General features: G+C 38.9%; 27 protein-coding genes. 6 read left to right on the top strand and 21 right to left on the bottom strand.

What is annotated here, in order from left to right; genetic code table 11:
- Nucleotides 1-16: 16 nt before the first annotated feature.
- A complete protein-coding gene (locus tag ACOKFG_RS03735; RefSeq protein ID WP_299486880.1) occupies nucleotides 17-730 on the bottom strand; it encodes a 3'-5' exonuclease in 714 nt (237 codons plus the stop codon).
- 74 nt (nucleotides 731-804) lie between these two features.
- Between ACOKFG_RS03735 and ACOKFG_RS03740 the strand changes: the two genes are divergently transcribed.
- Nucleotides 805-1,911, top strand: coding sequence for a hypothetical protein (locus ACOKFG_RS03740; RefSeq protein WP_422861867.1), 1,107 nt, complete (start codon nucleotides 805-807; stop codon nucleotides 1,909-1,911).
- A gap of 1 nt (nucleotide 1,912) precedes the next feature.
- Here ACOKFG_RS03740 and ACOKFG_RS03745 read toward each other — a convergent pair whose 3' ends face one another.
- From ACOKFG_RS03745 to hemA, 12 genes are read right to left on the bottom strand one after another with little or no spacing between them, the layout of a single operon-like run.
- Entirely contained in the window at nucleotides 1,913-2,383 is a 471-nt protein-coding gene (locus tag ACOKFG_RS03745) for a methylated-DNA--[protein]-cysteine S-methyltransferase (RefSeq protein ID WP_422861868.1), read from the bottom strand.
- On the bottom strand, nucleotides 2,383-3,504 hold the full coding sequence (locus ACOKFG_RS03750) for a CNNM domain-containing protein (protein WP_422861869.1): 1,122 nt from the start codon (nucleotides 3,502-3,504) through the stop codon (nucleotides 2,383-2,385). The genes ACOKFG_RS03745 and ACOKFG_RS03750 overlap by 1 nt, the downstream gene beginning before the upstream one ends.
- Nucleotides 3,505-3,547: 43 nt before the next feature.
- Nucleotides 3,548-4,837 carry a serine hydrolase domain-containing protein gene (locus ACOKFG_RS03755; RefSeq protein WP_422861870.1) on the bottom strand — a complete coding sequence of 430 codons (1,290 nt, stop codon included), beginning with the start codon at nucleotides 4,835-4,837 and terminating at the stop codon, nucleotides 3,548-3,550.
- A 13-nt stretch (nucleotides 4,838-4,850) separates the two neighbouring features.
- Nucleotides 4,851-5,840 (bottom strand): porphobilinogen synthase, encoded by a 990-nt coding sequence (gene hemB, locus ACOKFG_RS03760; RefSeq protein WP_422861871.1) that lies wholly within the window; start codon nucleotides 5,838-5,840, stop codon nucleotides 4,851-4,853.
- A gap of 4 nt (nucleotides 5,841-5,844) precedes the next feature.
- The gene (locus ACOKFG_RS03765; protein ID WP_422861872.1) at nucleotides 5,845-6,633 is read right to left on the bottom strand and encodes a PhzF family phenazine biosynthesis protein; all 789 of its coding nucleotides are present in this window, start codon (nucleotides 6,631-6,633) and stop codon (nucleotides 5,845-5,847) included.
- A gap of 26 nt (nucleotides 6,634-6,659) precedes the next feature.
- Nucleotides 6,660-7,562: an oxygen-dependent coproporphyrinogen oxidase gene (gene hemF / locus ACOKFG_RS03770; RefSeq protein WP_299171323.1), complete on the bottom strand. Its 903-nt coding sequence runs from the start codon at nucleotides 7,560-7,562 to the stop codon at nucleotides 6,660-6,662.
- Nucleotides 7,559-8,056 (bottom strand): DUF6973 domain-containing protein, encoded by a 498-nt coding sequence (locus ACOKFG_RS03775; RefSeq protein WP_422861873.1) that lies wholly within the window; start codon nucleotides 8,054-8,056, stop codon nucleotides 7,559-7,561. The genes hemF and ACOKFG_RS03775 overlap by 4 nt, the downstream gene beginning before the upstream one ends.
- Nucleotides 8,053-8,598, bottom strand: a complete 546-nt coding sequence (locus ACOKFG_RS03780; protein WP_298793085.1) for a GNAT family N-acetyltransferase — start codon at nucleotides 8,596-8,598, stop codon at nucleotides 8,053-8,055. Before ACOKFG_RS03780 ends, ACOKFG_RS03775 begins: the two co-directional genes overlap by 4 nt.
- A gap of 15 nt (nucleotides 8,599-8,613) precedes the next feature.
- Entirely contained in the window at nucleotides 8,614-9,639 is a 1,026-nt protein-coding gene (hemE, locus tag ACOKFG_RS03785) for a uroporphyrinogen decarboxylase (protein ID WP_298793087.1), read from the bottom strand.
- Nucleotides 9,632-10,297, bottom strand: a complete 666-nt coding sequence (locus ACOKFG_RS03790) for a uroporphyrinogen-III synthase (RefSeq protein ID WP_298793088.1) — start codon at nucleotides 10,295-10,297, stop codon at nucleotides 9,632-9,634. Before ACOKFG_RS03790 ends, hemE begins: the two co-directional genes overlap by 8 nt.
- Nucleotides 10,275-11,201, bottom strand: a complete 927-nt coding sequence (hemC, locus tag ACOKFG_RS03795; RefSeq protein WP_298793089.1) for a hydroxymethylbilane synthase — start codon at nucleotides 11,199-11,201, stop codon at nucleotides 10,275-10,277. Before hemC ends, ACOKFG_RS03790 begins: the two co-directional genes overlap by 23 nt.
- Nucleotides 11,198-12,454, bottom strand: coding sequence for a glutamyl-tRNA reductase (hemA, locus tag ACOKFG_RS03800; RefSeq protein ID WP_422861874.1), 1,257 nt, complete (start codon nucleotides 12,452-12,454; stop codon nucleotides 11,198-11,200). Before hemA ends, hemC begins: the two co-directional genes overlap by 4 nt.
- 211 nt (nucleotides 12,455-12,665) lie before the next feature.
- Here hemA and ACOKFG_RS03805 point away from each other — a divergent pair, with 211 nt between their 5' ends.
- Together ACOKFG_RS03805 and ACOKFG_RS03810 are read left to right on the top strand one after the other, a co-directional pair.
- Complete coding sequence (locus tag ACOKFG_RS03805) at nucleotides 12,666-13,544, top strand: AraC family transcriptional regulator (protein ID WP_298793092.1); 879 nt, start codon at nucleotides 12,666-12,668, stop codon at nucleotides 13,542-13,544.
- 9 nt (nucleotides 13,545-13,553) lie between these two features.
- Nucleotides 13,554-14,300: a ThuA domain-containing protein gene (locus ACOKFG_RS03810; protein WP_298793094.1), complete on the top strand. Its 747-nt coding sequence runs from the start codon at nucleotides 13,554-13,556 to the stop codon at nucleotides 14,298-14,300.
- Here the strand turns inward: ACOKFG_RS03810 and ACOKFG_RS03815 are convergent.
- Nucleotides 14,286-15,032 carry an N-acetylmuramoyl-L-alanine amidase-like domain-containing protein gene (locus tag ACOKFG_RS03815; protein WP_422861875.1) on the bottom strand — a complete coding sequence of 249 codons (747 nt, stop codon included), beginning with the start codon at nucleotides 15,030-15,032 and terminating at the stop codon, nucleotides 14,286-14,288. The two genes, ACOKFG_RS03810 and ACOKFG_RS03815, sit on opposite strands and share 15 nt — an antisense overlap.
- 234 nt (nucleotides 15,033-15,266) lie before the next feature.
- On the opposite strand from ACOKFG_RS03815, the gene hemH reads away from it, so the two are divergent.
- Complete coding sequence (gene hemH, locus ACOKFG_RS03820; RefSeq protein WP_299486850.1) at nucleotides 15,267-16,298, top strand: ferrochelatase; 1,032 nt, start codon at nucleotides 15,267-15,269, stop codon at nucleotides 16,296-16,298.
- Nucleotides 16,299-17,684: an MATE family efflux transporter gene (locus ACOKFG_RS03825; protein ID WP_299171348.1), complete on the top strand. Its 1,386-nt coding sequence runs from the start codon at nucleotides 16,299-16,301 to the stop codon at nucleotides 17,682-17,684.
- 5 nt (nucleotides 17,685-17,689) lie between these two features.
- Here the strand turns inward: ACOKFG_RS03825 and ACOKFG_RS03830 are convergent, their stop codons facing one another.
- The 3 genes from ACOKFG_RS03830 to ACOKFG_RS03840 all read right to left on the bottom strand — a co-directional run bounded on the left by ACOKFG_RS03830 (nucleotide 17,690) and on the right by ACOKFG_RS03840 (nucleotide 20,383).
- Nucleotides 17,690-18,115: a nuclear transport factor 2 family protein gene (locus ACOKFG_RS03830; protein ID WP_299486848.1), complete on the bottom strand. Its 426-nt coding sequence runs from the start codon at nucleotides 18,113-18,115 to the stop codon at nucleotides 17,690-17,692.
- Nucleotides 18,116-18,128: 13 nt separating this feature from the next.
- The gene (locus tag ACOKFG_RS03835) at nucleotides 18,129-19,289 is read right to left on the bottom strand and encodes a PQQ-dependent sugar dehydrogenase (RefSeq protein WP_299486845.1); all 1,161 of its coding nucleotides are present in this window, start codon (nucleotides 19,287-19,289) and stop codon (nucleotides 18,129-18,131) included.
- Between the two features lie 80 nt (nucleotides 19,290-19,369).
- Entirely contained in the window at nucleotides 19,370-20,383 is a 1,014-nt protein-coding gene (locus ACOKFG_RS03840; protein ID WP_299486842.1) for a helix-turn-helix domain-containing protein, read from the bottom strand.
- Nucleotides 20,384-20,464: 81 nt separating this feature from the next.
- On the opposite strand from ACOKFG_RS03840, the gene ACOKFG_RS03845 reads away from it, so the two are divergent.
- On the top strand, nucleotides 20,465-21,568 hold the full coding sequence (locus ACOKFG_RS03845) for a lactonase family protein (protein WP_422861876.1): 1,104 nt from the start codon (nucleotides 20,465-20,467) through the stop codon (nucleotides 21,566-21,568).
- A 9-nt stretch (nucleotides 21,569-21,577) separates the two neighbouring features.
- Here ACOKFG_RS03845 and ACOKFG_RS03850 read toward each other — a convergent pair whose 3' ends face one another.
- The 4 genes from ACOKFG_RS03850 to ACOKFG_RS03865 all read right to left on the bottom strand — a co-directional run bounded on the left by ACOKFG_RS03850 (nucleotide 21,578) and on the right by ACOKFG_RS03865 (nucleotide 26,651).
- Nucleotides 21,578-22,546 carry a hypothetical protein gene (locus tag ACOKFG_RS03850; protein WP_422861877.1) on the bottom strand — a complete coding sequence of 323 codons (969 nt, stop codon included), beginning with the start codon at nucleotides 22,544-22,546 and terminating at the stop codon, nucleotides 21,578-21,580.
- Nucleotides 22,539-23,831 (bottom strand): SMP-30/gluconolactonase/LRE family protein, encoded by a 1,293-nt coding sequence (locus tag ACOKFG_RS03855; protein WP_422861878.1) that lies wholly within the window; start codon nucleotides 23,829-23,831, stop codon nucleotides 22,539-22,541. Before ACOKFG_RS03855 ends, ACOKFG_RS03850 begins: the two co-directional genes overlap by 8 nt.
- A 97-nt stretch (nucleotides 23,832-23,928) precedes the next feature.
- A complete protein-coding gene (locus ACOKFG_RS03860) occupies nucleotides 23,929-24,393 on the bottom strand; it encodes a nuclear transport factor 2 family protein (RefSeq protein WP_422861879.1) in 465 nt (154 codons plus the stop codon).
- A gap of 11 nt (nucleotides 24,394-24,404) precedes the next feature.
- The gene (locus ACOKFG_RS03865) at nucleotides 24,405-26,651 is read right to left on the bottom strand and encodes a DUF5916 domain-containing protein (RefSeq protein ID WP_422861880.1); all 2,247 of its coding nucleotides are present in this window, start codon (nucleotides 26,649-26,651) and stop codon (nucleotides 24,405-24,407) included.
- Nucleotide 26,652 lies beyond the last annotated feature (1 nt).

Raw genomic sequence — 26,652 nt, forward strand, 5'->3', positions numbered from 1 at the left:
TTTAAAAGCTTGAGTGTTATACTTTTTTGATTTCATCTTCTGCGAGAAGGTCTTCGTTGCGCAAGCGCAGAAACACCTGTGCTGTAGTGACTACATCTAGTTCGCAATAGGTAACTATTCTATCAAGATCATTGTCCTTATAAAAAACGTCTTTTACCATACTTCCATCCATATCTTCTTTTGGGGAAGGAATGCCCAGTACATGGGCCATTAATTTTAGGGAGGTATAATGTTTGAAATCACCAAACTTCCAGAGTTCCATGGTATCTAAATGAGGAACTTCCCAGGGCTTTTTGCCAAATAAGTTCAATTTATAGGGCAATTCAATAGCATTGATAACCATTCTACGTGCAATGTAAGGGAAGTCGAATTCTTTACCATTGTGAGCGCACAAAAGATGTTTTGCTTTACTAAAATGCTCTTCAAGCAATTGTTTGAATTCTTCTAATAATTGTTCTTCTACTCCAGAAAAAGAAGTAACCCGAAAGTTTTTGACATCCCCTTTGAAGGTGAAATAACCAACTGAAATACAGATAATTTTCCCAAATTCAGCCCAAATACCAGCTCGATTATAGAAATCTTCTGCACTGATTTCTTCTTTGCGTTGGTATTGTGATTTTAAATCCCATAACATCTGGGTGTTCTCATCCAGATTATTGAAGTTAGGTTTTTGAGGAACTGTTTCTATATCCAGGAAGAGAATATTTTCTAAAAGTAGTTTTTTGAGCATATTGGAAAATACTAATTTAAGGGATATTGCGATTGCCTGATCTAATAAATTGTATCTTGTAATTGACAAATGCTATGAAATTGAAAACTTGGATAAGGTTGGTATTGGTACTTTCCCTAGCCGGATGTTCTAATGATGACCAACCGCAAGACAGCAACCCAATAGTTGAAAAGGGTAGTTTTGTTGCGGTAGGGGAGGATTTAGATCAAGTCTTTCAATATAATTATAATGCCGTTTCTGAGACGGGAGTTACCTTCGATCTTACGCAAGAACTTGGTGTGGGAGTCGATTTTTTAACCCTGGAACAAGCGGGAGATGTTTTATCTTTTTATACTTTTTCGGAGGGTCGTTTTTCCTTATCGACCAAAAACATACAGTCTGCTCAGATACGAAACTACCCGGATTTTTATACCAATACTGTTGGTCGTTCAATAACTTGGGGAGTAAACAAAGATTCAAAAGCTTTTTTTGGTTATTTGGGACCAGTTGGTTCTAGAAATTTGGGAATTCTCGAGTTGGACCTGGAAAACTCCACTGAAAAGGAAACAACCTTGGATTTTAATGTTAATGATGTTTTTGCGCCCTTATTATATGAGAATATATTGTACGTTTCTTATGTTGACGGACTTGGAAACTATAAATTAACAACATACGATACTGAAACAGGTGCCAGTAACACAATTGACTTTCAAGGTACGCCGATAAGTCTGTTGATTTCGGATGTGGGTGATTTAGTTATTTTTAAAGGACAACCTCAAACCGAATTGGAAAAATACGATGCCAAAACGCTTATATTTTTGGAAAGGATATCGTTTAATACGAGTTTTGGATTCTTGCCTGGACCGCTAGAGGACACTTTTCTTGCTGGAGATAAGCTTTTTTTTAATTTGGCCTATCCACAACCCTCAAGGTTTGTCACAACACCTTCAAGTTATGACCTCATAAGTCAAGAGATGACAAGTGCGGACTTATTTACAATTGTAAATAAGGTGGAAGAAGATATTGGGCAATCATTGCAAATTACTACCCAGGTCTACGATGTTTCTGAACAAGTTTTTTTGCTGGGGTATGGAACTTTTGATGATGCTATAGTTGGAGGAGTGTTCCAGATTTCTTTGGAAGGGGAATTACTAGATAATATTAGCCTTCCATTCTTTCCTTCTTATTTTGTGAGAGATTAGATCAAAAGAGGGATTGCTGTGGCGAGGGACTTTCATGGCCTAGAAGCCATTTCTTTCGGTGGAGTCCACCTGCGTAACCAACCAAATCTCCATTACTCCCGATAATTCTATGACATGGAACGACGATCCATAGCGGATTTTTGCCATTGGCAGCGGCTACAGCACGAATAGCTTTAGGGTCACCCAACCTTTTAGAAAGTGCCAAATATGAAAGGGTTTTTCCGAAAGGGACCTCTTGGAGTGCTGTCCAAACTTTTTGCTGAAACGGAGTGCCCGAAGGATTCAATTTTAAGTCAAATTGTGTGCGGTTGCCCTCAAAATATTCTTGAAATTGGCGAACAGCATCTTCCAAAACTTGTGGAACGGTACCTAAGGGTATTTTTTCTTCTAAAACACTAACAGCAGCTAGCCCATTTTTATCACCTTTGAACTCCGCATAACCTATAGGTGTTTCTAAATAAGCGACTTCCACTATTTTATATCATTTTTAACTTCAATAATCCCTGCACGCTTTGCTCGTAGCTGCCAGTTCTTTCTAGCGAGCATTTGCAGGTCCTCTACATTATCACTTTCGTCCATTATTTCAAGACCAAGCAGTGTTTCAATTACATCTTCCATGGTCACTAAGCCGCTTACAGAGCCATATTCGTCCACTACCAAAGAAACATGATCGCGCTGTTCTACAAATTTTTCAAAAAGCTCTGGAATTGGTTTGTTTCGATTTGTGACCAGAATTTCTCTTTTAATGGTGTTTAGGGTTTCTTTTCCTTTTTTGTTGATGATAGCTTCTAATAATTCGTCTTTTAAGAAGAAACCGGTAATATTATCCATTCGGTCCTTGTAAAGTGGAATTCGCGAAAACCGAAGGGGTCGGTTGGTTTCAAAGAATTCCTGAATTGTAGTGTCTTCGGAAGCGATTTTCATTACTGTTCTTGGTGTCATTACGTCTTTCGCTAGGATTTCATCAAACTTTAAAAGATTTTTAATGACTTTGGACTCTGATTCCTGAAAAACTCCTTCTTCATGGGCAATCTCTGTCATTGCAGTGAAATCTTCGCGGCTCAGTACACTTCCGTGATGCCCTTTTTTACCAATGAGCTTCGTAAACAACTGCAACATCCAAAGTAGTCCCGTCCATTTCAGGATAAACACCATTATTTTTAGTGCTTTAGAAGTAAAATTCGCCAACTTTTTCCAATAGGTAGCCCCAATTGTTTTGGGAATTATCTCGGAAGCTACCAGAATTAAAATGGTCATTATAGTTGAAACTACCCCTACCATCAGGTCTTCCGTAAATTGAATACCGAAAAAGCTCCGAGTTTTGGTGCCGTATAATTCAACATAGGCAACTTTTGCTTGCACCCCCACCAAAATGGCGCCCACGGTATGGGCAATTGTGTTAAGGGTTAAAATGGCAATAAGTGGTTTATCTACATCTTTTTTTAACCCTTCAAGTTCAGCTGCATATTCCTTGCCTTCCTGTTTCTTGACATTAAGGAAGGTTGGTGTAATGCTCAAAAGAACCGCTTCCAAAATGGAGCAGAGAAATGAAAAGAAAATAGAAATGAAGGCGTAAAAAAGGAGAAGTCCCATGCGTTTTATCTAGTTGTACTAAGTTAATGATTACGAATGAATTCTAATTGTTCAATGCTTTATAAAAAACCTGATGCAATGCCGTTCGTATGTTGAGGTCATAAAGTTTTCGATGTTCTCTTGATGGATAAACCCTATTAGACAAGAAAATAAATACCAATTGGTTTTCAGGGTCGGCCCAGACGAAAGTCCCGGTAAATCCAGAATGTCCGAAGCTTGACATACTGGCCAAAGGTGCCGGATATGCATCTTTCAAAGGCAAGGTGTCGTTTCCGATCAACGGTTTGTCAAAACCCAATCCTCTTCGATTTTCGTTTTCTGGGTATTGGATATTTATGAATTCTTGAACGGTCTCTTTAGAAACAATCTGTTTATTATCTGCCGAACCATAGTTTTGATAGAAAAGCATAATTTTAGCCATATCTTCAGCTGAGGCAAACAAACCAGCATTTCCAGAAACTCCCCCCATCAACGAAGCGTTTTCATCATGAACCCATCCTTGTACCAAAGTTTTTCGAAATAGGGTATCCTGTTCCGCAGGAACAATTTTGTTTGGAAAGTTTTTGTTCAGAGGGTTAAAACCAAGTGTCTCACATCCCAAGGGGTTGTAAAATGTTTTTGACAAATAGGTTGCATAATCCATTCCAGTCAATTGAGAAATTAATTCTGGAAAAATTAGAAAAGCAAGGCCAGAGTATTTGTATTTTTTATCCTGTGATACTTCGGATCGATTTATGATGCGATACATCTTTTTTGGAAAACTATTCTTGATGAATAGACCATTATATGCTTGTCGCTGGAATTTTTTACTCTGAGTTGATCGAATGAATCTCTTTTTTACTTTACCGTTTTTCATCACCTTACTCAAAAAGACGATATAAGGAACCAAACCTGCTTGATGGCTCAGAATCTCACGAAGCGTCAAGCTTTTTTTGTTTTTTTGTTTTGCCCAGGGGTTCCAATAGTCACTAAAAGGGGCATCCAAATCCAGTTTTTTCTCATCGACCAATTTCATTAATGCTGGCAAGGGGCCGGTAATTTTGGTCACAGAGGCCAAATCATAAATATCATTCAAAGCTACAGGTTGAACACTATCGTATGTGTGATAGCCATATGCTTTGTGAAAAATGATCTTGTTATCTTTTGCCACTAGTATTTGGCCCCCTGGGAAAGCCTGTTCGTGAATTCCCAATGTCATTATGGAATCCACTTGGTGATTGATGAGCATTTCATTCATTCCCATTTCACCAGGAGTTGCGAATTCTAGATTAGATTGTGAATAGCCCAGCTTTATAAAAGCAAGACATAAAAGAAAATGGATTGGCTTTTTCATTTGAGTTATAAAGTTAACCCAAAACTCGAATAAAATCTTTGGCGAAGTAACTCGCAATGATGTTCGCTCCAGCTCTTTTAATGGCGATTAATTGTTCCATCATTACAGCATCATGATCGAGCCATCCTTTTTCGGCTGCTGCTTTGAGCATGGCGTATTCACCAGATACTTGATAAACTGCTACAGGAACCTCAACCTCATTTTTGATTTCCCGAACAATGTCCAAATAGGCAAGACCCGGTTTTACCATTACAATATCCGCACCTTCGTCGATATCCATTTGGGTTTCGCGAATGGCTTCAAATCTGTTCGCAAAATCCATCTGATAGGTTTTTTTATCCTTAGGCACATTGGCAATATCTACAGGGGCAGAATCCAAAGCATCTCGAAAGGGGCCGTAGAATGCGCTGGCATATTTTGCGGAATAGCTCATGATTCCCGTGTTTTGGAACCCTTCATCTTCCAGAGCTTCGCGAATAGTGAGAATACGGCCATCCATCATATCACTTGGTGCCACAAAATCGGCTCCGGCTTGAGCATGGGAAACACTCATTTCGGCTAAGATCTCTGAAGTTTCATCATTCAAGATTTGACCTTCGGCAACAATGCCGTCGTGTCCATATGAGGAATAGGGGTCAAGGGCAACATCGGTCATGACCAACATTTCAGGACAAGCATTTTTTACTGTTTTGATGGCTCGCTGCATCAATCCATTGGCGTTTAGCGCCTCTGTTCCCACATTGTCTTTGAGATTGTCTGGGACTTTTACAAAAAGCAATACGGCACAAAATCCCATTTGCCATAATTCTTTGATTTCTTTTTCTAAATTGTCCAAACTCAGTCGATAGTAGTTTGGCATCGAAGGAATTTCTTCTTTAATTCCCTTTCCTTCTACAACAAAAAGAGGAACTAAGAAATCATCCGGGGTAATTACAGTTTCACGAACCAAACGTCTAACAGATTCAGATGCGCGAAGTCTTCTATTTCGAATTAATGGATACATAATTTTATATTTCTATTTCACCAACTAGATAGGGCATGGCCCTTCCAGAAATTTTTACTCGTTCGCCTAAAAATTCACAAATCAAATCCCCTCCACGTTGTGAAAGCTGCTTGGCGGTCATTTTAGTCTTACCCAATACATTGGTCCAGTAGGGAGTTAAAGTGGTATGGGCCGAACCGGTAACTGGATCTTCGGGAATACCACATTGAGGGGCAAAAAAGCGGGAAATAAAGTCGACGTTTTTTCCTGGTGCAGAAACTATAACTCCCCGGCAATCCAACTGATCGAGTAGATGAAAATTGGGAGTTATTGCCTCAACTTCTTCCTGGGAATTATAAATCAGCAAATAGTCTGTTTTTCCTTTTATGGTTTTTATTGGTGTTAATCCAATGGCATTATCAATTTCCGAAACGTTCCGAATGGCGATAGTTTCATCGGCAGGAAAATCCAAAGTGAGAAGACCATCTACCGACTTGTCAACAATTAGCTCACCACTTCGTGGTGAATGGAATCTAATGGTATTTTCAGAATGGCCATAATAATTGAAAATGACAAACGCAGTCGCCAAAGTAGCGTGGCCACATAAATCGACTTCCACCTCTGGAGTAAACCACCTAAGTTCATAGCTATCTGCACTTTTTACAGCAAAAGCGGTTTCGGCAAGATTGTTTTCTTGTGCGATTTTTTGCATGCCATCTGAATCGAGCCAATTTTCTAAAATACATACAGCAGCGGGATTACCGCCAAAGACATGATCGGTAAAGGCATCAATTTGATATATTTTTTGTTTCATAGGTCGGTTTGTAACAAAACTACTGATTAAACCCAATCCTTTGGGTTTTGTAATACTTGAATCAACTTTTCTTCATCGCTGCCCTTTTCAGGATGATGATCATACTTCCATTGGACATGGGGTGGCAGGCTCATTAATATGCTTTCTATGCGTCCGTTAGTCTTTAAACCGAACAATGTTCCTTTATCATGGACCAAGTTGAATTCTACATATCTTCCACGTCTGACTTCTTGCCAATCCCTTTGTTTTTGGCCGTAGGAAAGCTCTTTTCTTTTTAGAACAATTGGTATATAAGCTTCTAAAAAACTGTTCCCCACTTCAGTTACAAAGTTATACCAATCTTCCATTTGCATGGAGTCTGATGTTTTGCAATAATCAAAGAATAGTCCGCCGACTCCCCTTGCCTCATTTCTATGTGAATTCCAGAAATACTCATCACAGCGTTTTTTGTAATCGGGATAGAATTCAGAATTGTAGGATTCACAGGAATTTTTACAAATGGAATGGAAGTGTTTTGCATCTTCTTCAAAGAGGTAGTAGGGAGTCAAATCTTGACCGCCGCCAAACCATTGATCTACTATATTTCCTTCTTTATCATACATTTCAAAGTAACGCCAATTAGCATGTACGGTTGGTACCATTGGGCTTTTTGGATGAAGGACCAAACTTAGACCGCAAGCAAAAAAATCGGCGTCAGCTACTCCAAAGTAGTTTCGCATGCTTTGGGGCAAAGCTCCATGAACCGCTGAAATGTTAACTCCACCTTTTTCAAAGACTTTACCATTTTCGATAACTCGAGTTCTGCCACCACCGCCTTCCGGTCTTTTCCATAAATCTTCCTGAAATTTGGCCAATCCGTCTATCTCTTCGAGCTTTGCTGTTATGCTATCCTGAAGTTGCTGTATGTAGTTATAAAACTTATCTTTCATTTATCCTCAATTATATAAACCAATTGGTTTTTTAGTAAAGTTAAATCCGTTCTTGCGTTGATTTTTACAGCGTCTGAGGTCATTTCTCTTAAGGTGTCCACAACCTGACTTTCTATTTTTGTCAAGCACTCTTTGAACATGAATCGACCTACTTCATTGTTGTGTAGGTCCATCATTCTTGACAATTCTCGATTGGGAAAGGCTGCCTCGTGCCAATCCGTTATTTTCTTTGTCCATGTTAAAACTGATTCAACCTTTTTTTTCCAGCTAAAACATTTTTTTGCAATTAAATAATTCCAAAAGGCATGTCTAAAAGCATTGGCCGGACCGTTTTTGTAATGTTCTCGTCCATAGAGCTTGGTTGAGATGGCCATACATTTGTTGGTTGCTGAAATCGTAGGAAACACATAAAGAGGAGATATAAAACATAACTTGACCAAAGTCCAAAAGCTTTTTAAACTTATCCTGTTCCATATTTTCAAAATGTTGGTCATTTTAAATCAGGATTTTCGAGTTCATATAATTCCATGTCCAAAATCTTTCCATTGCCAGTTTCGTGTTCTTTCAATAATGTTCGTCTCCATTGAAACCCATTTTTCACTGCTATTGTTTTACTCCCAATGTTGCCGTCGTGCACTATGATTTGCAATGTCTTCAATGTTATGTCCCCGAAACACCAAGAAATCAAATGTTTTATGCAGGTTGTCATTATTCCTTTGCCCTCATATTGGTAACCAATACAGTAAGCCAACTCACCTTGATTTTGCTGGAAATTCAATTCTTTTACATACATCAACCCAATAATGGTTCTATTTGTATTTTCTTTTAGAGTAAAAAGAAACTCTTCCTTTGCTACAAATTCTTTCACCTTTTTAGAAACAAAAAACTGTGCTAGCGTTGGGTTAAGATTTTGTTCTACGGTTTTTGGAAAATAATCTTTAAGTCTTTCTTCATTGGAAACCACAAAGTCACAGATGCGCCAAGCATCCTTTTCTTGAATGGGGCTTATGCTGTAGTTTTCAAATTGGATTTGCATTGCAAGATGTAAAACTTATTCTGAGTATTCTTTCACAGCATCGATAAAAGCCTTGGCATTTTCTATTGGAATATGAGGTAAAATGCCGTGGCCTAAATTTGCCACGTATTTGTTCTTACCAAACTCACGAATCATTTGAGTGACCATCCTTTTAATTTCCGAAGGAGGAGAGAGCAATCGGGCAGGATCAAAATTTCCTTGCAATGTGATGTTGCCGCCAGTAAGATAACGCGCATTTTTAGGCGAACAAGTCCAATCTACGCCAACAGCGGAAGCACCGGATTGAGCCATTTCACGAAGTGCAAACCAACATCCTTTTCCAAAGACGATTACAGGCGCTTCATCTTTTAAGGCGTCAACTATTTGTTGAATATACTTCCAGGAAAACTCTTGATAATCTATGGGAGAGAGCATTCCTCCCCATGAATCAAACACCTGCACTGCATTAACACCTGCTTTTACTTTCGCTTTTAGATAGGCTATCGTTGTGTCCGTTATCTTTTGAAGTAACTGATGGGCCGCTTCCGGCTCCGTAAAACAAAACCCTCTTGCTTTATCAAAGCTTTTGCTCCCTTGCCCCTCCACACAATAACATAAAATGGTCCAAGGAGAGCCAGCAAAACCAATAAGTGGAATTTCATCTTCCAATTTTTCCTTGGTTTGGGAGATAGCGTCCAATACATAGCCCAAAGATTGTTGGATATCCGGAATGATAACGCTTTCCAAATCTTTTTTAGAGCGAATGGGATTGGGCAAATAGGGTCCAAAATTAGGCTTCATTTGGACTTCGATGTCCATTGCCTGTGGAATCACCAAAATATCACTGAATAAAATGGCAGCGTCCATTCCATACCTTCGAATGGGTTGAACGGTTATTTCTGAGGCTAATTCGGGTGTCTGACAACGGGTGAAAAAATCATATTTTTCCTTTAAAGCCATAAATTCTGGGAGATATCGTCCAGCTTGACGCATCATCCAGACTGGAGGTCTGTCAACGGTTTCACCTTTTAAGGCTCTCAAAAACAAATCGTTTTTAATCATGATGTTTAAAATGTTTTATGACTTGTACCAACACGTTTTCTACCGTTGGTTTGTTAGCAATTATAATTTGATCAGCATGTTTTCTGGCTTCTGCGGAGGTTGTCGCTCCAATGCAAAAGGCCAGGTTTTGCTCAATGTGGTTTTCTTGTGAATAACTGTGAACCCCGCTTGGACTAAAGAAAAGGACCGCATCAAAAGTTCTATTGAATTTTTTTGGCTTGAGATGAGTCTTGTATGTCCGAAGTTCTTTATACCGAACATTATTTTTTTCTAATAATGCTGGCAGCTCATCTCTTCTTAGGTTTCCTGTAAAAAACAAAAAATCATCTTTTCTGCAATTTTCTGCTATAAATTCACCCAATTCTGCTGCATTTTTGGCTGTTTTTATAACTTTTACACCATTTTCTTCTAAAAAGAATTTTGTTTTATCGCCTACACAATAAGCTTTATATTTCGAAAAGTTGGACTCGTTAGAATTACTTAGAAAAGCCTTAACGGAATTTTTGCTTGTGAAGATTAGATTTGAATAATCGGTTGGAATTTCAAAATCGAGGAATTCAAATTCAAGCGCATTGTACTCCACAAAACCGATATCCGAATTCAGTAATAATTCTTTTTGAGACGGTGTGAGTATTTTAGTGGAGAGCACTGTTTTCATTTCGTAAAGCCTCCATTAATTTGTTTCCTCCCTTATCCAAAATTTCATTGGCGCAGGTTTGTCCCAGATCTTTTGCTTTGGACAGTGGAATATTCTTTTCAACACCTATTTTTTCTTTCCCATCCAGGGAAAACAAAACCCCTTTAAAATAAACTGATTGGTCTTTTATGGTTGCTAAGGCCCCAATTGGAGCCGTACATCCACCTTCAAGAGTTCTTAAAAACTCGCGTTCAATTCCTGTTGCAATTTCAGAATCGGAATGATTGAGTTTTTGCAAAGCTTGTTTGGAAAAGTCATCATTTTCCTTAGAAACCACGACCATGGCACCTTGTGCGGGTGCTGGAACCATCCAGTCAAGTACCAAGGCATCTTTTGGAAGTAATTTTATCCGTTGTAAACCAGCTTGTGCGAAAATGGCCCCATTCCAATCGTTCTCAATGAGTTTTAGAAGACGGGTGTTAACGTTCCCTCGTAAATCTACTACTTGATGATTGGGATATTTATGTAACCACTGTGCTTTTCTTCGTAAACTTCCTGTTGCAATTGTGGAAGGTTCATTCGGTTCCAAAAACCCCAACCCTTTATGAACAAGTATATCGTGTGCTATAGCTCTTTCCAAAACTGCCACTTGCACAACCCCCTTTGGTAATTGTGTAGGAACGTCTTTCATAGAGTGCACGGCAATATCAATCTGACCTTTTAGCAATGCAATGTCCAGCGTCTTCGTAAAAATTCCGGTAATCCCAAGTTCATAAAGCGGTTTGTCCAAAACTTGATCTCCTGTCGACTTTATGGGAATCAAAGTGGTGTCATAGCCAAGTTCTTCAAGTTTGCCCTGAACGGTATGCGCCTGCCACAAGGCAAGCTCACTATCGCGAGTGCCGATTCTTATGATTTTGCTCATTGCGAATCGATTTCTAACTTAAACACCTTTTGGATAAGCGCCAAACTATCTTCTGTATCAACCTCCGAACTCTTTAAATGGTTTGCAAATTGTTTGGTGATTTTTTGAATTATGCGCTCAGAAATAATCTCTGCTTGATCTTGATTGAAATCAGATAGCTTTTTAGAATGGAAGTCAATTTCCTCGGCCTTCATGGTCTTCAACTTTTCTTTGAGGGCATTAATAACGGGGGCAAATTTCCTGGTTTCCAGCCATTTCAAAAAATCCTTTTTAACCTGCTCTATTATTGTCTCGGCCTTGGGAATAAATGCCTTTCTTTTGGCCAAAGTATCATCCGTTATCTGGGAAAGTTGATCTAGATGGACAAGCGAAACATTATCGAGTTCCATTACATCATCCGATACATTTTTCGGAACAGACAGATCTAAGATGAGTAGCGGTTTTTTGGGATAAATCAGAGCTTTAGAAACAGTAGGCAATTGCGCACCAGTGGCCACTACCAAAATATCCGTCTTCCGGATTTCTGTTTGAAGGTCGCCATAATCCTTTACCGTAAGTTGAAACTTTCCTGCAATGGCCTCCGCCTTTTCTCGAGTTCTATTGATTAAGGTGATATGGGAATTGTTCGAATGTTTGATGAGATTTTCGCATGTGTTCCTACCTATTTTTCCAGTCCCAAAAAGAAGAATGTTCTTTTCGGAAATATTGGAAACGTTATCCAAAATATATTTTACTGATGCAAAAGCTACCGATGTCGCACCCGAAGACAATTCCGTTTCATTTTTAATACGCTTGCTGGCTTGTATCACAGAATTGCATAAGCGTTCTAAAAACGGATTGGCCATTTGATGTTTTTTAGCTCGATAAAACCCCTGTTTGATCTGGCTAATGATTTCAAAATCTCCCAAAATTTGGCTGTCAAGTCCTGTCCCGACCTTGAACATGTGAGAAATAGCATCATGATTTTTATAAACATATGCCACTTCCTGAAACTCTTCGACACTTCCTTGAGTCTGGTCGCAGAGCATTTTTATAAGTTGAAAGGGATGTTGGGCGAAACCATAGAGTTCAGTGCGATTGCATGTGGAAATGACAAGAAGACCGTCAATGCCCAACGCTTTGGCTTGTATCATTATTCGATCTATGGCCGGAATATCCAAACTGAATTTTCCCCGAACCTCGGCATCAGCTTTTTTATAGCTAAGGCCAACGGCATAAAAAGAATTATGTTTTGAAATATGATAACTCCTCATAAAGGATTAAAAATCGCACCACAAAAATAGACGCACTGTTATACAAAAAATAACGCTAGAGGAACAATTAATAACTGCTCCCGTACTTTTAGATGTGTTTTTAATCAAAAAATTGCATAAACACCGCATTTATTGATATTTTTGATGAGGAATTGTCTAATTTAGAATGGTTACAAATAAATTGTTTTGATTCTTTTGAATAGTATTTAATATGAAAAGTATCGCCAAAGGTTCATATGAGGAATTTTTAATCGAAGATGGATTTTATGTGCTTAAAATTCAGAACGATAGCCAAGAAACAGAGATGGTTGAAAGGGAGATCAATAGCTCTTATATACAGTTTCATTTTTGTTTAAAAGGGAGGGGACAATTTCAATTTAATGAAGGTAATTATCAACTTGAGGTCTCCGAAGAAAACTCCCTCTTGCTCTACAATACCCAAAAAGACCTACCGCTTAACCTTCGAGTTTCACCAAATTCATGGTTATTATCCGTTATTATGACAATACGGCAATTTCACTCACTTTTCTCTTCAGAAGCAAACTATATTCCATTCCTCAGCGATGGGAACAAAGAGAAAAAATACTATTCCCAGGAGGTTGTTACCCCGACCATTGCTGTGGTGTTGAGTCAAATCATGAACTACAACCTACACCCTTCTATCAAAGAATTGTATATAAAGGGGAAGATATATGAATTGATTTCTCTGTACTTTAACAAAACCCCGGATGCCGACCTGGAACAATGTCCATTTTTGGCAGATGAAGATAATGTTAGGCGAATTCGGATGGCCAAGGAAATTATGATTTCTCGAATGGCCGAACCTCCTACGCTGGCTGAGCTTTCCAAAGAAATTGGGCTAAGCTTGAAGAAATTAAAAGAAGGATTTAAACAAATTTATGGAGATTCGGTTTATGGTTTTTTGTTTGACTACAAGATGGAGTATGCCCGAAAAATGTTGGAAACTGGAAACCATAATGTGAATGAGGTAGGACTAAAAGTTGGATACAGCACCGCGAGCCATTTTATCACTTCCTTTAAAAAGAAATATGGCACTACACCCAAAAAATATTTAACTTCAAGCGCTTAAAACCACACCATGCGCCCAATAAAGTTCTCACTGCTAGCCTTTTGTTTCGTTTTGATTGTCAATGCCCAAGAACCTATCAATATACAGGAAGGGGCAAAAATGCCAGACCTTGTATTGGTCTTTACCAAAACAGCAGGTTATCGACACCAAGCTATTGAAAAAGGCGCACGTACATTACGGCAAATAGGCAGAACCAATGGATTTATAGCCCTTCAAAGTGAATCAGCAGAGGATTTTAATGCTTTAAACTTGAGGAATTTTAAACTGGTGATTTTTTTAAATACTACCATGGACGTCCTCAATGCCCAACAGCAAAGGTCTTTTGAAGGCTATATTAAAAATGGCGGAAGCTTTATGGGGATTCATGCTGCAGCAGATACGGAATACGATTGGCCATGGTATGGGAAATTGGTAGGAGGATATTTTGAAAGCCATCCGGAACAGCAAAAGGCCAAAATTGAGGTGGTGAATAAAAACCACCCTGCCACAGCGCATTTAAAGGACGAATGGATACATTTTGATGAATGGTACAACTATAAGAACTTAAACCCAAAGGTAAATGTGCTTATGAAATTGGATGAATCCAGCTATAAGGGAGGAACCAATGGAAGTAACCATCCCATAGCTTGGTATCATGAATTTGATGGCGGAAGAGCTTTTTATACAGGATTGGGTCACACAGAAGCTTGTTATGATGATTCGGATTTTAAGCAACACTTACTTGGAGCCATTGAATGGTGTTTAAGGAGAAAGTAAGGTCGGCCTCGCCACAATAATCCCAATATTGCTTTTAATTTTTTTGAGATAATCCACTAGGGGTTCTTTGGTAATTCTTACCGACCCGGAAATGGAAGCATGGAGTAAATGTATTCTTCCATCAGCTTCACGAATAGCAATTCCTGTGTGGGTTACATCAAGTCCTTTTATGGAAGTGGCTAAGGCAATAATATCTCCTGATTGAATCATGTGTTCGTTACTCGCAATTTGATCTTGAACTAAAATGCAAAGACTTTCTTTAGCCAATTCAGCTTCTGCTTCGAGAATGGCAGCATAGTTTTCTTCCTGTTTTAAAAAAGGGTAGAGATTTCGATGTGTGCCCATAAAATTAATGGCCTTTTTGTGCTCAATACCACCTAGGTCAGTGGTTATATCTTTGACCAATCCTTTTTGTTCGTTATTGCGAATCCAGTCGGTAAAGTAATGTAAGCGAGAAGAGTAGCCATTTAACACGCCATTTCTATACCGAATGGTTTCTAAATTATTCGTGAAGTTAACAAAATCAATCTGTTCTTTTTTTATCATTGACGTAAACGCCAAAGCATTCTCAACAAAGGTGGTGCAATCCAGTCCTCTAAGGTTGATTACCAAGGTTTCGGTTTCACCTACTTCCAAGGTTTTTTCAACATATGGAATATCCAAAAATAATTTGCCAACGAATACTAAACTGTCCCCCAGGTTTTCTCCGTTAATCTGGCGCAACTCATCCATTCTAGAAACGAAAAGTGAAGAATCTAAAGGAGTACACGTTATCTGCGCATTATTGGAGATTGAGAAAGCGAGAAATAGGCAAAATATGATTCTCTGAAGCATCTGACTTTGAATATATCTTTCGAAATTAGGATTATCTATGAAATTATAAGGAAACAAATTAGGGAATCAAATGTTAAATCATATTCAAGTAGTATTTTTATCGCCGCTACTAACAAAACTGTTCTCTCTGCTATGAAAGGAGTATTATTGGTCAATTTAGGTTCCCCTGACAGTCCAACTGCAAAAGATGTAAAACCCTATTTGGATGAATTTTTGATGGATGAACGCGTCATCGATACTCCAAAATGGCTTAGAAACATCATTGTAAGAGGTATTATTCTTCAAACCCGACCTAAAAAATCTGCAGAAGCATATGCCAAAATATGGTGGGAAGAGGGTTCGCCTTTAATTGTTATTTCAGAAAGATTTACAAAAAAGGTCCGCGAACAGACGCACATGCCAGTTGCCCTAGGTATGCGTTATGGTTCCATGAGCATTAAAAATGCACTTCAAGAATTGAAAGATAAAGAGGTTAATGATGTGCTGTTGGTGCCTTTATATCCTCAGTATGCCATGAGCTCTTTTGAGACGGTCGTTGTAAAGACCATGGAGCAGCAACAGGCCCATTTCCCAGAAATGCATCTGACTACATTACCAGCTTTTTATGGCAATTCAGATTATATAAAAGTATTATCTGATAGTATTTCCGAAGGGCTTAAAGACTTTGAATACGATCATATCCTATTTTCATATCACGGTATTCCGGAACGACATATCCGAAAATCAGACCCGACCAAGTTTCATTGTAAAATTGATAACAGTTGCTGCACAACTAATTCTGTGGCCCATCATACCTGCTATAGGCATCAATGTTTTAATACCACGGAAAAGGTAATATCGCATTTGGGATTATCAAAAGACAAGACCAGCATTTCTTTTCAATCCAGATTGCCCAATGACCCCTGGCTAAAACCATTTACTGATTTTGAGTTTGAGCGATTGGCTAAAGAAGGCAAAAAAAGATTGGCTGTTATTACCCCAGCGTTTGTAAGTGATTGTCTGGAAACTTTGGAAGAAATTGCTATGGAAGGCAAAGAACAATTCCAAGAAGCAGGTGGGGAAGATTACATTCACATTCCGTGTTTGAATGATAGTGAAGCTTGGGTTTCACTAATGGTTAAATGGGTCAACGAATGGGAATCCACCGAAACTTTGCCGGTGTAAATGGCAAAAATATCTTCAGATCAATTAGGCGTTGAACCCATCGGAAAATTGCTGATAAAACAGGCAGTACCAGCCTCTATTGGCATTTTGGTCATGTCGCTTAATGTTCTGGTTGATTCAATTTTTGTGGGAAACTGGATAGGTTCAATTGCTATAGCGGCCATTAACGTTGTACTTCCCGTTTCATTCTTTATTGCAGCCCTTGGAATGGCCATTGGCATAGGAGGATCCAGTATTATTTCCCGTGCATTGGGTTCCGGAGAAAAAGAAAAGGCGCTTAAAACATTCGGAAACCAAATTACCCTAACAATTTTGGTGACCACCAGCATGGTGGCATTGGGACTTTACTTTGTAAACGATCTTATTCCTGCTTTTGGAGGTAAGGGCGCAATTTTTGATCCAGCAAAAATCTATTACACGATAATACTTTATGGGGTGCCATTCTTGGCACTTTGTATGATGGGCAATACCGTAATCAGGGCTGAAGGGAAGCCAAAATTTGCGATGATTGCGATGATTATCCCATCCGTCGGCAACTTGTTTTTGGATTATTTGTTCATTTATGTTTTTGATTGGGGAATGCACGGAGCGGCTTGGGCAACCACCGCTGGGTATCTGCTGTGTTTTGGATACATCCTGTACTTCTTCCTTTCAAAAAACTCCGAACTAAAAATTGGAATTCCTCATTTTGGATTGAATGCTTCAATTCTGCAAGAGATAGGAGCACTTGGTTTTGTTACCTTGGCAAGGCAGGCCGTTACCAGCATCACATATCTATTAATGAACAATATATTGTTCAATTTGGGAGGAGAGGCTATGGTTGCAGTGTATGCCATTATAGGAAGAATGTTGATGTTTGCCTTCTTCCCGGTTTTTGGTGTTACCCAAGGATTTTTGCCGATTGCAGGATTCAATTACGGTGCGCTTAAATATGACCGCGTAAAGCAATCTATATACACGGCTATTAAATATGCGGCTTTTGTAGCTACGTTGGTGTTTGTTGTACTTATGATTTTCCCAGACGCTTTTACCTCATTGTTTTTGAGCAGCAGACCAGATTTGCCACCTGAAGAACTGGCCACCAATGCTTTTGTAATGGAACACGCACCTATGGCTATGCGTTTGGTATTTGCGGCCACACCAATTATTGCTTTGCAACTTATAGGAGCAGCATACTTTCAAGCCGTTGGGAAAGCAATTCCCGCCTTGCTTTTGACCTTGACTAGGCAAGGCTTCTTTTTTATCCCACTGATTTTGATACTTCCAAGTTTTATGGGCGAATTGGGAGTCTGGCTTTCATTTCCAATCGCAGATGTAATGGCGACCATTGTGACCGGATTCTATCTCTGGAAAGAAATCAAGACAAAATTGGTGCCCAGGGCGTAAACGGTTTACTGGTCGATTGAAGCAGCAGCCTTGCTTATTATTTTCCATTCGCCTTCCAATTTTTTCAAAAGAAAAATATCAATAAACAACAGATTTTTAGAAGGGATTGAAATTTCTGCCTTAGCACTGGCAATATTGTTGGCGTAGTCCACATTCAAGATTTTTCCGAATCTCCCGTTGAACTTCCCCTTTTCCCTGTTCTTAAAAAGATTGGCGTATTCTTCTGGTGAAAGTACCCAAAGTTCTTGGTCTTTTTTAGAGAGAAACAAATCCGCCTTAGGATAAAATGCTGATACAATCAATTCAAGATCATTATGCGAAGATCCATCAAGATATTTTTGAATAGTTTCTCGTATTGCAACTTCTTCAGATTGGGCTGTTGCAGTTATCAGAGAGCATAAAAGAGCAATTGTTAGCATACGTTTTCGCATAGTTGTTTTGAATTTAATGTAGAGGTGTTATCTGAATTAATTTTCCATTGTCCTCATCGGTGAGGATATATAATTTGCCATCTGGGCTTTGCCGGGCTTTACGAATGCGTACTCTGTCATCTAGGAACAGTTCTTCCGCACTTTTTATAGTATCATTCTCCACTCGGAATCGCCATAGACTACCTCGAGAGAGACCCGGTACAATCAGATTGTTTTTCCAATGTGGGAATTCGTTGCCTGTATAGAAAACGAGTCCGGTTGGGGCCACGGTATGATGCCAAAACCAGACAGGAGGAGTAAAAGTCACATCCTCTAACTTGGGAGGAGTATAATCGGCACTTCGTAATTTTCCAGAAGTGACATTGGGCCAACCATAATTGGCCCCAGCTTCTAGAATATTGATTTCGTCACCTTGAATAGTGCCGTGTTCACTGAACCATATTTTACCCGTTTCTGGCTGAACGGTTATTCCTTGGGCAGCGCGAATTCCCATGGCATAAAGTCCGGGAACTGCATCTTTTCCGAAGTCGGGATTGTCGGTTGGTATACTGCCATCTGGATTTATGCGATAGATTTTCCCTCTTTTATCTCTTATATCCTGTGCTATGGGAATCTCAGGTTCATCCCTTTCCCAAAACAATCGTTCGCCAATGGTCACATAGAGCTTTTCATCTGGCCCAAAAACCATTCCGCCACCATAGTGATAATATTCACGAGTGTAAGGCGCTGCCTCTATCAAGGTCTCATGGGCATAAAGTGCATCGTTTTCGAGCTTGGCCCGAACTACTTTGGTAGTTGTTCCAAAGGCATTGTTTTTGGCTGCATAGCTGAAATAGATCCAAGGTTGTGTTTTAAAATTTGGGTCGATTAAAACCTCGAATATCCCAGAATTGTCACCAAAATGAATAGCACGTATGCTATCTGTTAAATCAGAAGGAAATCCTTTTACAATATGTTTTTCTTTGGAATGCAAGTCAACCCGCACCAGGTTACCGTCCTTTTCAGAAATTAATGCCTCCTTTTCAGATAAAAATGAAATGCTCCATGGATGATTGAGCCCATCCAATACAATTTGCTTTGAAGGGACAAACGAAGTTGGCTTTGTGTTGGAATCTTTTTTATGACTTTGACAACCTATTAAAAGAACAAACAGACAATAAACAAGTTTCTCCATGAGCTATGATTTTCATGCAAATGATGAAAACTTAGGTCTGTTTTTCTTTAATAAACATGATTCTTTAAACGAAAAAGAGCTTATTTTCCCTTAAACTTATTCCTGTATTGAGTGGGAGTCAATTGTGTCTTTGCTTTGAATGCAAGATTGAAAGACGTTACGTTTCCAAAGCCACAATCGTAAGCAATTGCTATTATTTTTTCATTTTGGAGACTTGAATCTGTCAGGAGAACTTTGGCCTTTTCAATACGATAACTGTTTACAAAATCCGAAAAGTTGGTTTGCTCGTTTTCATTGATAACCTGAGATAACTTTCTAGGGGAGATCTCCATTTTTTTGGCTATGCTCTCCAAGGAAATCGTGTTTTCCAAAAAGACTTGTTGGTCAATAAACAAAGTTTTTACCTGCTCCATCAATCGTTCCGAAGCGGATGAATCCAAGGTTGAGGTATTGTACTTGCCCAATTGAAAGGCATGCTTTTGAAGAAAGAGAAAAGAGAAAATATAAATCAAAAGTGAGAAGAACAGAGCACCCCCTATGTAATAGGAAAATATTCCGGCCAAATTGCCCATATAAAATACCCAGATAAGTCCAACACCCAGCACCAAATTCCTGAACCATTTTGCCCGTTGTTGATGCACTTTACCCTGGTATTGATAGAAGATCTTGAAAGACAAGCCAACGTATACCGCTAAATGGCCAAAAACCATCAAATAGATGATATAGGAAGTCAATGAACCAGTGTTGGGAATAAAATCACATAGCAGGGCAAATAGAGCAAAAGGAACCAAATGGAGATAATCCTTTCGTGGAATTGTTTTTAATGGTGATAATAGCACCTTCCCATAAAACCATAAAAATGGACCTGTTAAGAGAATTCCGGAAAGGCCAAGATTTCGTTGCCAAGGCTGTAAATCCATATAGACGTTAAGAACCGACTTGCCGATACGAATGGTCAATCCTAAAATCACAAAAGCAAGAAAAAAAGTTGCATTTCCATCCTTTCTCTTGAGTGTAATAAGGTATATACAGATGAATAGGGCTTGGGCAATTCCCAAGCAGCTTAAAACCAATATTATGGTCTCTTTGTCCATCCTTCAAAAATAGAAAGTTGGAAACAAATAAAATTCGCATTCCATATATAGTTGTTATTTTTAGCAAAAGACAATGTAGCAATGAGATTTTTTAGTTTGATTTTAAGTGTTTTACTAATGGGCTTGGTTGGATGTTCTGAGAAAAAAGTGGAAAAAAAGGAGTATCAACTATTTGTGGGAACCTATACAGATGGGGATAGTGAAGGCATCTATAGATTTACCTTTGATGGAAATACAGGAACATTAAAGAATAAAACCTTGGCCGCTGTTTTGCCTAATCCATCTTTTGTAAAGATTTCCAAGGATAAACAGCATTTGTATGCAGCACAAGAAACAGCTGATTTTGACAGCTTGGGCGGAGGCGTAACGGCATTCAAGCTAATGGATGGTAAGTTAGAGCTTTTGAATAGTATGGGAACGGCAGGGAAACATCCTTGTCATGTAGCACTTTCAGATGATGGATTTCTAGCTGCTTCAAATTACTCTGGCGGGAATGTTTCTATTTTTAAGCTGAAGGAAGATGGATCGTTGAGTTCAGATCCTCAAATTCTGGATCATAAAGTACTTGATACGGCAAAAACTTCTCATGCCCATATGGCAAAATTCAATGGAGATCAGCTTTTGGTTGCTGATCTGGGACTGGATGCAGTCAAGCAATACACAAAGCAGAACGGTTCTTTTGTGCCTTCGGAACAAGCTTCTCTTGATGTGGCGGAAGGCGCAGGCCCAAGACATTTTGTTTTAGGAACCGGGGAACAATTTCTTTACGTCATTAATGAATTAAATTCAACTATTACCGTTTTTCAAAAGGCTGAGAATGGTGCATATTTGGAAGGCGAAACACAAAGTACTCTAGCTTCAGATTTTGAAGGAGAGAGCTTTTGTGCCGACATTCATATTTCAACTGATGGTAAGTTTTTGTATGGATCTAATCGCGGAGAGAATACTATTGTGATTTTTGCTATTGACCAGGGTTCTGGAAAGTTGACCTTAGTGGGAAGAGAATCCGTTCGTGGGGACTGGCCACGTAACTTTACTTTGGACCCTTCTGGGAATTTTCTGTTGGTAGCGAATCAAAGAAGCAATAACATCACCATCTATTCGAGAAATACTGAAAGTGGAACCTTAGAATTCTTAAATGAATTAAAACTTTCAAGTCCAGTTTGCTTGGAATTTTTGGATTAGACCAAGGCATTAATCCAAGTGTTTTTGTTTCATTCTTTGGATAAAATCTGCGGAGGTATAGTAGAGATTTAAATTATTGAAAGAGCTATTTTCATTGTGAACTTTCTTGATCAGGTCCAAGGGGGCTGTTTCCAATTTTCCTGTTGAGCGGCCACTGGCAAAAACAAATAGCTTTCCATCTTGACTTACCCAAGGACACATTTCGTGTGCCTTGGAATTGATAGGTTCTCCAAGATTCTCAGGCTGGGTCCATTCACCATTGATATTGAATGTTATATATAAATCTCCTCTTCCAAGACTTTCATCATACCCCCGGTAAATTAGGTATTCCTCATTTGGGGCTACAAAAGGGTCACCTTTATCCCCTCCTGAATTAATAATGTCCGGTAAAAGCTCAACCTGATAAATGGAATCCGTTGGAATAGCTTTGTAGATGTCTCCTTTAGACCAAATATTGAAATAAAGTGTTCCGTCAGTTGTTAATGAGCTATAATACTCATTGTCCTCTTCCCCAGTTAGTACAACACGAACGGGGTCACTCCAGCCAGAATCTGTTCGTTCCGTATACCAGATTTTACTGTTATCAGTATCTCCTTTTGGACGACTAGAACTAAAATAGATTCGATTTCCATCCGGAGAAAACAGTGGATCATAATCCGAAAACGTACCTGAAAAGGAAGCAATTCTTGGCTCGCTCCAAGTGCTGTCCGGTAACATTTTGGTAAATGTTATATACGCATTTTGAGCAACATCGGTGGTATAATAAAATTCAGTACCATCTGGAGAAAAGGTGCCGTTGTATTCGGTAACAGGGGACATCAATAGTTCTGGTGCCAATAATTGCGGTTGTTCCTGTGGCACTGCACTGAAAAAAGGACCTTTAATAAGATTCGCTGTAGGTTTTTGTTGTTGCCCTTGCTTACAACTTAAAATGAGTAATAACGCAAGGACGGAAAAAGAAAGCTTGTAATTATTCACATTGATATGTTTTTTGATTGAATTCAAAAGAAGTATTGTCGTTTGGCCTTAATGCTCCGTGCCAAGTATCTCTGTACCACTTATTAGGTTCGTCATCAGCTCTGTAATCCGCAGTAAAAAATGAAAAGTTTTCGGTGAAGGTTATGATGATATCTCCTTCTCCATCAGCATCTTGCCAACGACCTGTCATAACATTGTTCTTTAACTTTCCCCAAATTCCTCCCAGTGCATTCTTATGTTTTAAATAATAAGCTCCGGCTATCTCATCTTTGTCAAAAAGAAGGTCGAAACGACCAATTTCGGTGCAATATCTTTTGGAAAATACTTGGTTTTTTTCCTTGGGTTGAACACGACCTTCCAGTTTTGAAATTAAAAGTCGATAGTCTTCCAATTTTGATGCATCCGTAATTTCCATGGTTTCCTGATTCAACAGGTCCATTTGGGAGTCTGTTACGAAATACATCGTGTCTCCATAGATATCAAAAGTGGTTGGAATATCTAATAGTCGGGAAAAGTCCTGCAATTTTTCCGTATTAATGATTTCGATATTTTTTTCATTCAAATGAAAGCGGTAAATACCATTCTGTGCTTTATCTCTTCTGCTATTTACTATTCCGACCAAACTATTGTTATAAAATTTCATTCCATCGATTCCCTTATGTTCGTTGGGTTTATTGATGAGTTCTTTGGAGGCAATATTAAAAATCCGAATCCCGCTGGTATACGAAGCAAAAAAAAGAAACTTGTCATCTTTTGAAATCGCAATTCCGTTGGAGTGTTTAATCTCATCATTGGAGAAAAAGACTTCCAGTTTATCGGTGGATTTGTTGACGGTGTAGATATTATCGCTCTCAGAATCCGTGATATAAACAGCTCCTTTGGAGCTAACTGCAAGATCATTAAGGTAGATAAAATCAGGAACATTCAACCGATAGGATTTAATCAATTTTCCAGAATGAATATTCAACAACAACAGAATGGACTTATTGTTGATTTTTGGAAGACTGTTTCCCAAAGCGAAAAGAGTGTCACCTTTGATGGTCATACCGAACCCAGATAGATAGCCAAATTGGTTATTTGAAATAAAATCTTCTGGATCGGAACCATCAAGATTACATCGAACAATTTTGTTGTGGACAAGACTGTTGAGGTATAGTTTTTTTGATGATTTATGTAGTGCTATACCCTCAGGAACCAAATCTTTTTCGAAGGCAAGCTCAACCGAATTGGTTTGTGCCTGAAATGAAACAGTAACTACCAATAATATCCAGCAGAGTTTTCTCATAAGATTGATTAGGTGCTTCAATTTAAGGGATAAATGCCCCTGTTTTTTTAAAAGATATGTTAAACTAAAATAGCTCAATGCAGGCTGTTAAGTAAAATCAATCCAAAGTTTTAATTCCAGAAACATGCGATGCAACCGCCTTCCATGCATCTTTTCGCTTTATCAGAATATTACTGGATTGGTAAATAGTCTCTGTGCTATCATTGAAAATATGGCCCGTTCCGCAAATTAGTGCAGTTCCATTCGGAAGGATATCCAATCGTTTTATTTCATAAAAGAAGGAATCATTTTCCATGGCATTTTCTTTGATCCATTCCAGCTCTTTGGCTTTATTTGACCATGTACCCCCGGCATCGATCATTTGAAAATCATTTCCTAAAATTCTATCGAGCAATACGGTGTCCTGTTCTCGATATGCTTTCGGCCATTGTACTTCTTTTAGGTTTCTTAATATTTTTTGATCCTCATTATTGATTACCGAGGGTTGAACCAATTCAGGTTCTTGCTGATTGCAGGAAGCGGAAACTGTCAAAACAAATAAAAGTAGCATTAGGTTTTTCATCGTGTATTGATTTAGAAAAAGGTGTATAAATATTTTAAGGTAAAAAGACGGTTGTTAAAACGTGGAAGCGGTAGATCCATCTGAGTGGAATCAATATTATAATCTTGGTTATATACCACATACAGGTTATGGCCATCCCGAAAATTATAGCGCAATCTTGCACTTGTAAAAATTTGATCCTGAATAGAATTGTACTGGGCGGTAAGACTTCCTGAAAGGTGGAGGTCATAGGCCCAATTGATTCTCAGTTGTGGCACATTGATCCATTCGTCAACATTCCGAGTTTTAAAGTTTAGGTAGTTCAGTCTCCAGGAACCTTCCAAAGTAAAATGCTCATTTATACTCCATTCGGGACTTATACGGAACTGAAGATTCTCCCCATCAAAAAAGCTTCCATATTCTGTAGAAATGGGAAGTTTAAATGCGCGCTGAAAACCACTTGAGTAGGATGCCCCATAATAGGTGTAGAAATAATTGCCCTGTGGGATAATGATGTTGTTGGAGAATTGAAGCGGTTCTTGTAGATACTCATACTGGACCTGGCCAAAAACGGTTATTTCATCATTATTGAAAAAACGCCCGGTCCAATGGCTTCGATTGTACCAGGTAAGCACGTCCGAAAAATTGGGGGTAAAATAGAGATCTGAGTTGATGGGCATCCATCTGCGGTATTGAAAGGTATTTTGTTTTTGATTTGTTTTAAATTTTCCATGGTTAAGTCCTAAATAAAAATTATGGTGCTTTTCTCGGAGGAGGAAACCCATGCCGGGCCTAAAATCCTCTCCTGAGAACTCATAGGCCGTTCTATAAAACCATCCATCACGCTTTCTTCTTGCAAATTGGAATGCGAAACGTGAGTTGTCCAATGGGTCATAATCCACATCAGAAAAACTTTCACCCTCCAAAGTGGTGGCCACAGAGGTTATGATGAAGTTTTCATTCCCCACATCTATTACTCCATCAATACCAAGTGCGGTGTTGATATAGTTTTCCCGAACCCGGTTTGTGGCCATAAAACCAATAAAGGACCGGTCGTTAAAAACTTTTCTTCGTAACCGGAGGACTGTAAAGTTTTCGGTTGGCAAGGAAGTATTGTTTATTCTTGTGCCTTCTGTTTGTAATGATAGAAATCCCAGGTCCCAATTTCCAAGTTCCCCAGTGAGTTTTGCTCCACCGATGATAGGTGTCAATTGCCCATTATTGATTCCTATTGTGCGGCTATAAAAAAGTTGGGAGAGGATGCCTGTGTCAAAATCAAAAAGCCCGGATTGTTGCAAAAAGAATTTTCGTCGTTCCGGAAAAAATATGGAGACCCGACCTAGATTCACGATTTGATCATCAATCTCAACTTGCGAAAAGTCGGTGTTCAGGGTAAGGTCCAAAGTCAAATTGGGAGTAATACCATATCGGATATCCAAGCCTACGTCCAATTCGTTAAATGTATCCTTCTCATATTGAAGATTGTTTTGACTAAGTTGATACTGCGTTTGCTTAGACCCTAGAAGATAAGGAGTAATCTGAAGGTCCTTTTTTGGTTGTAGCCCTACAAATCTTACGGGCTTTTTCAAGGAAGGTTTACTATTGGCTCCAGTGATGTTCTGAGGCACTTTTGGGAATGCTAAAAGTTTGTTGTCATAGTTAATGGTTCTTTGGGCAGAAATACCTCCCAGTACTTCTCCATCCCGGATTTCAAACCTTAGATTGGATAATGGAATTTTATATTCGGCCTGCCAGCCTTCATCCGTAATTTGGGTCTTGCCTTTCCAAATCATATCATACGCAGGAGTTGAAGGAGCGTTGCCCAAAGGGACATTATCATTGTAGATGGCATCGTCATACCTACTTCCAGTTGGGTAAATGCTAAAAATGAATGCGTTTTTCCGGGTTCGGTTCGGATCTATCTGAAAGGCAAAATAATCATCTCCATACCAACCATCCCGTACCAGGTTTCTGCCTATGATCTGTTCCGGATTTGGATCTTTGGCATCTAATCCAACATAAAGAAAATCATTGTCGAATGTGATATAAAGTTGGGTAAGGCTATCTTTAGCCCCCCAATCGGGGCGCCATTCCACAAATGGAAAATTCCTGGCTTCTTTCCAGAGGTCTTCGTCCAAAAAACCATCCAATTTAAGTTCCTTGGTAGTCGCATGAATGTTTTCTGTGCTGTTCAAATATTCCTGGGAGACCAAAAATGTTTGGACAAGTAGAAATAAGGTTGCAGCTAGATAGCGCATGGACATAATCAGTTTGGTCAAA

The sequence above is a fragment of the Flagellimonas rhodophyticola genome (assembly GCF_049332665.1).
Taxonomy (GTDB): Bacteria; Bacteroidota; Bacteroidia; order Flavobacteriales; family Flavobacteriaceae; genus Flagellimonas.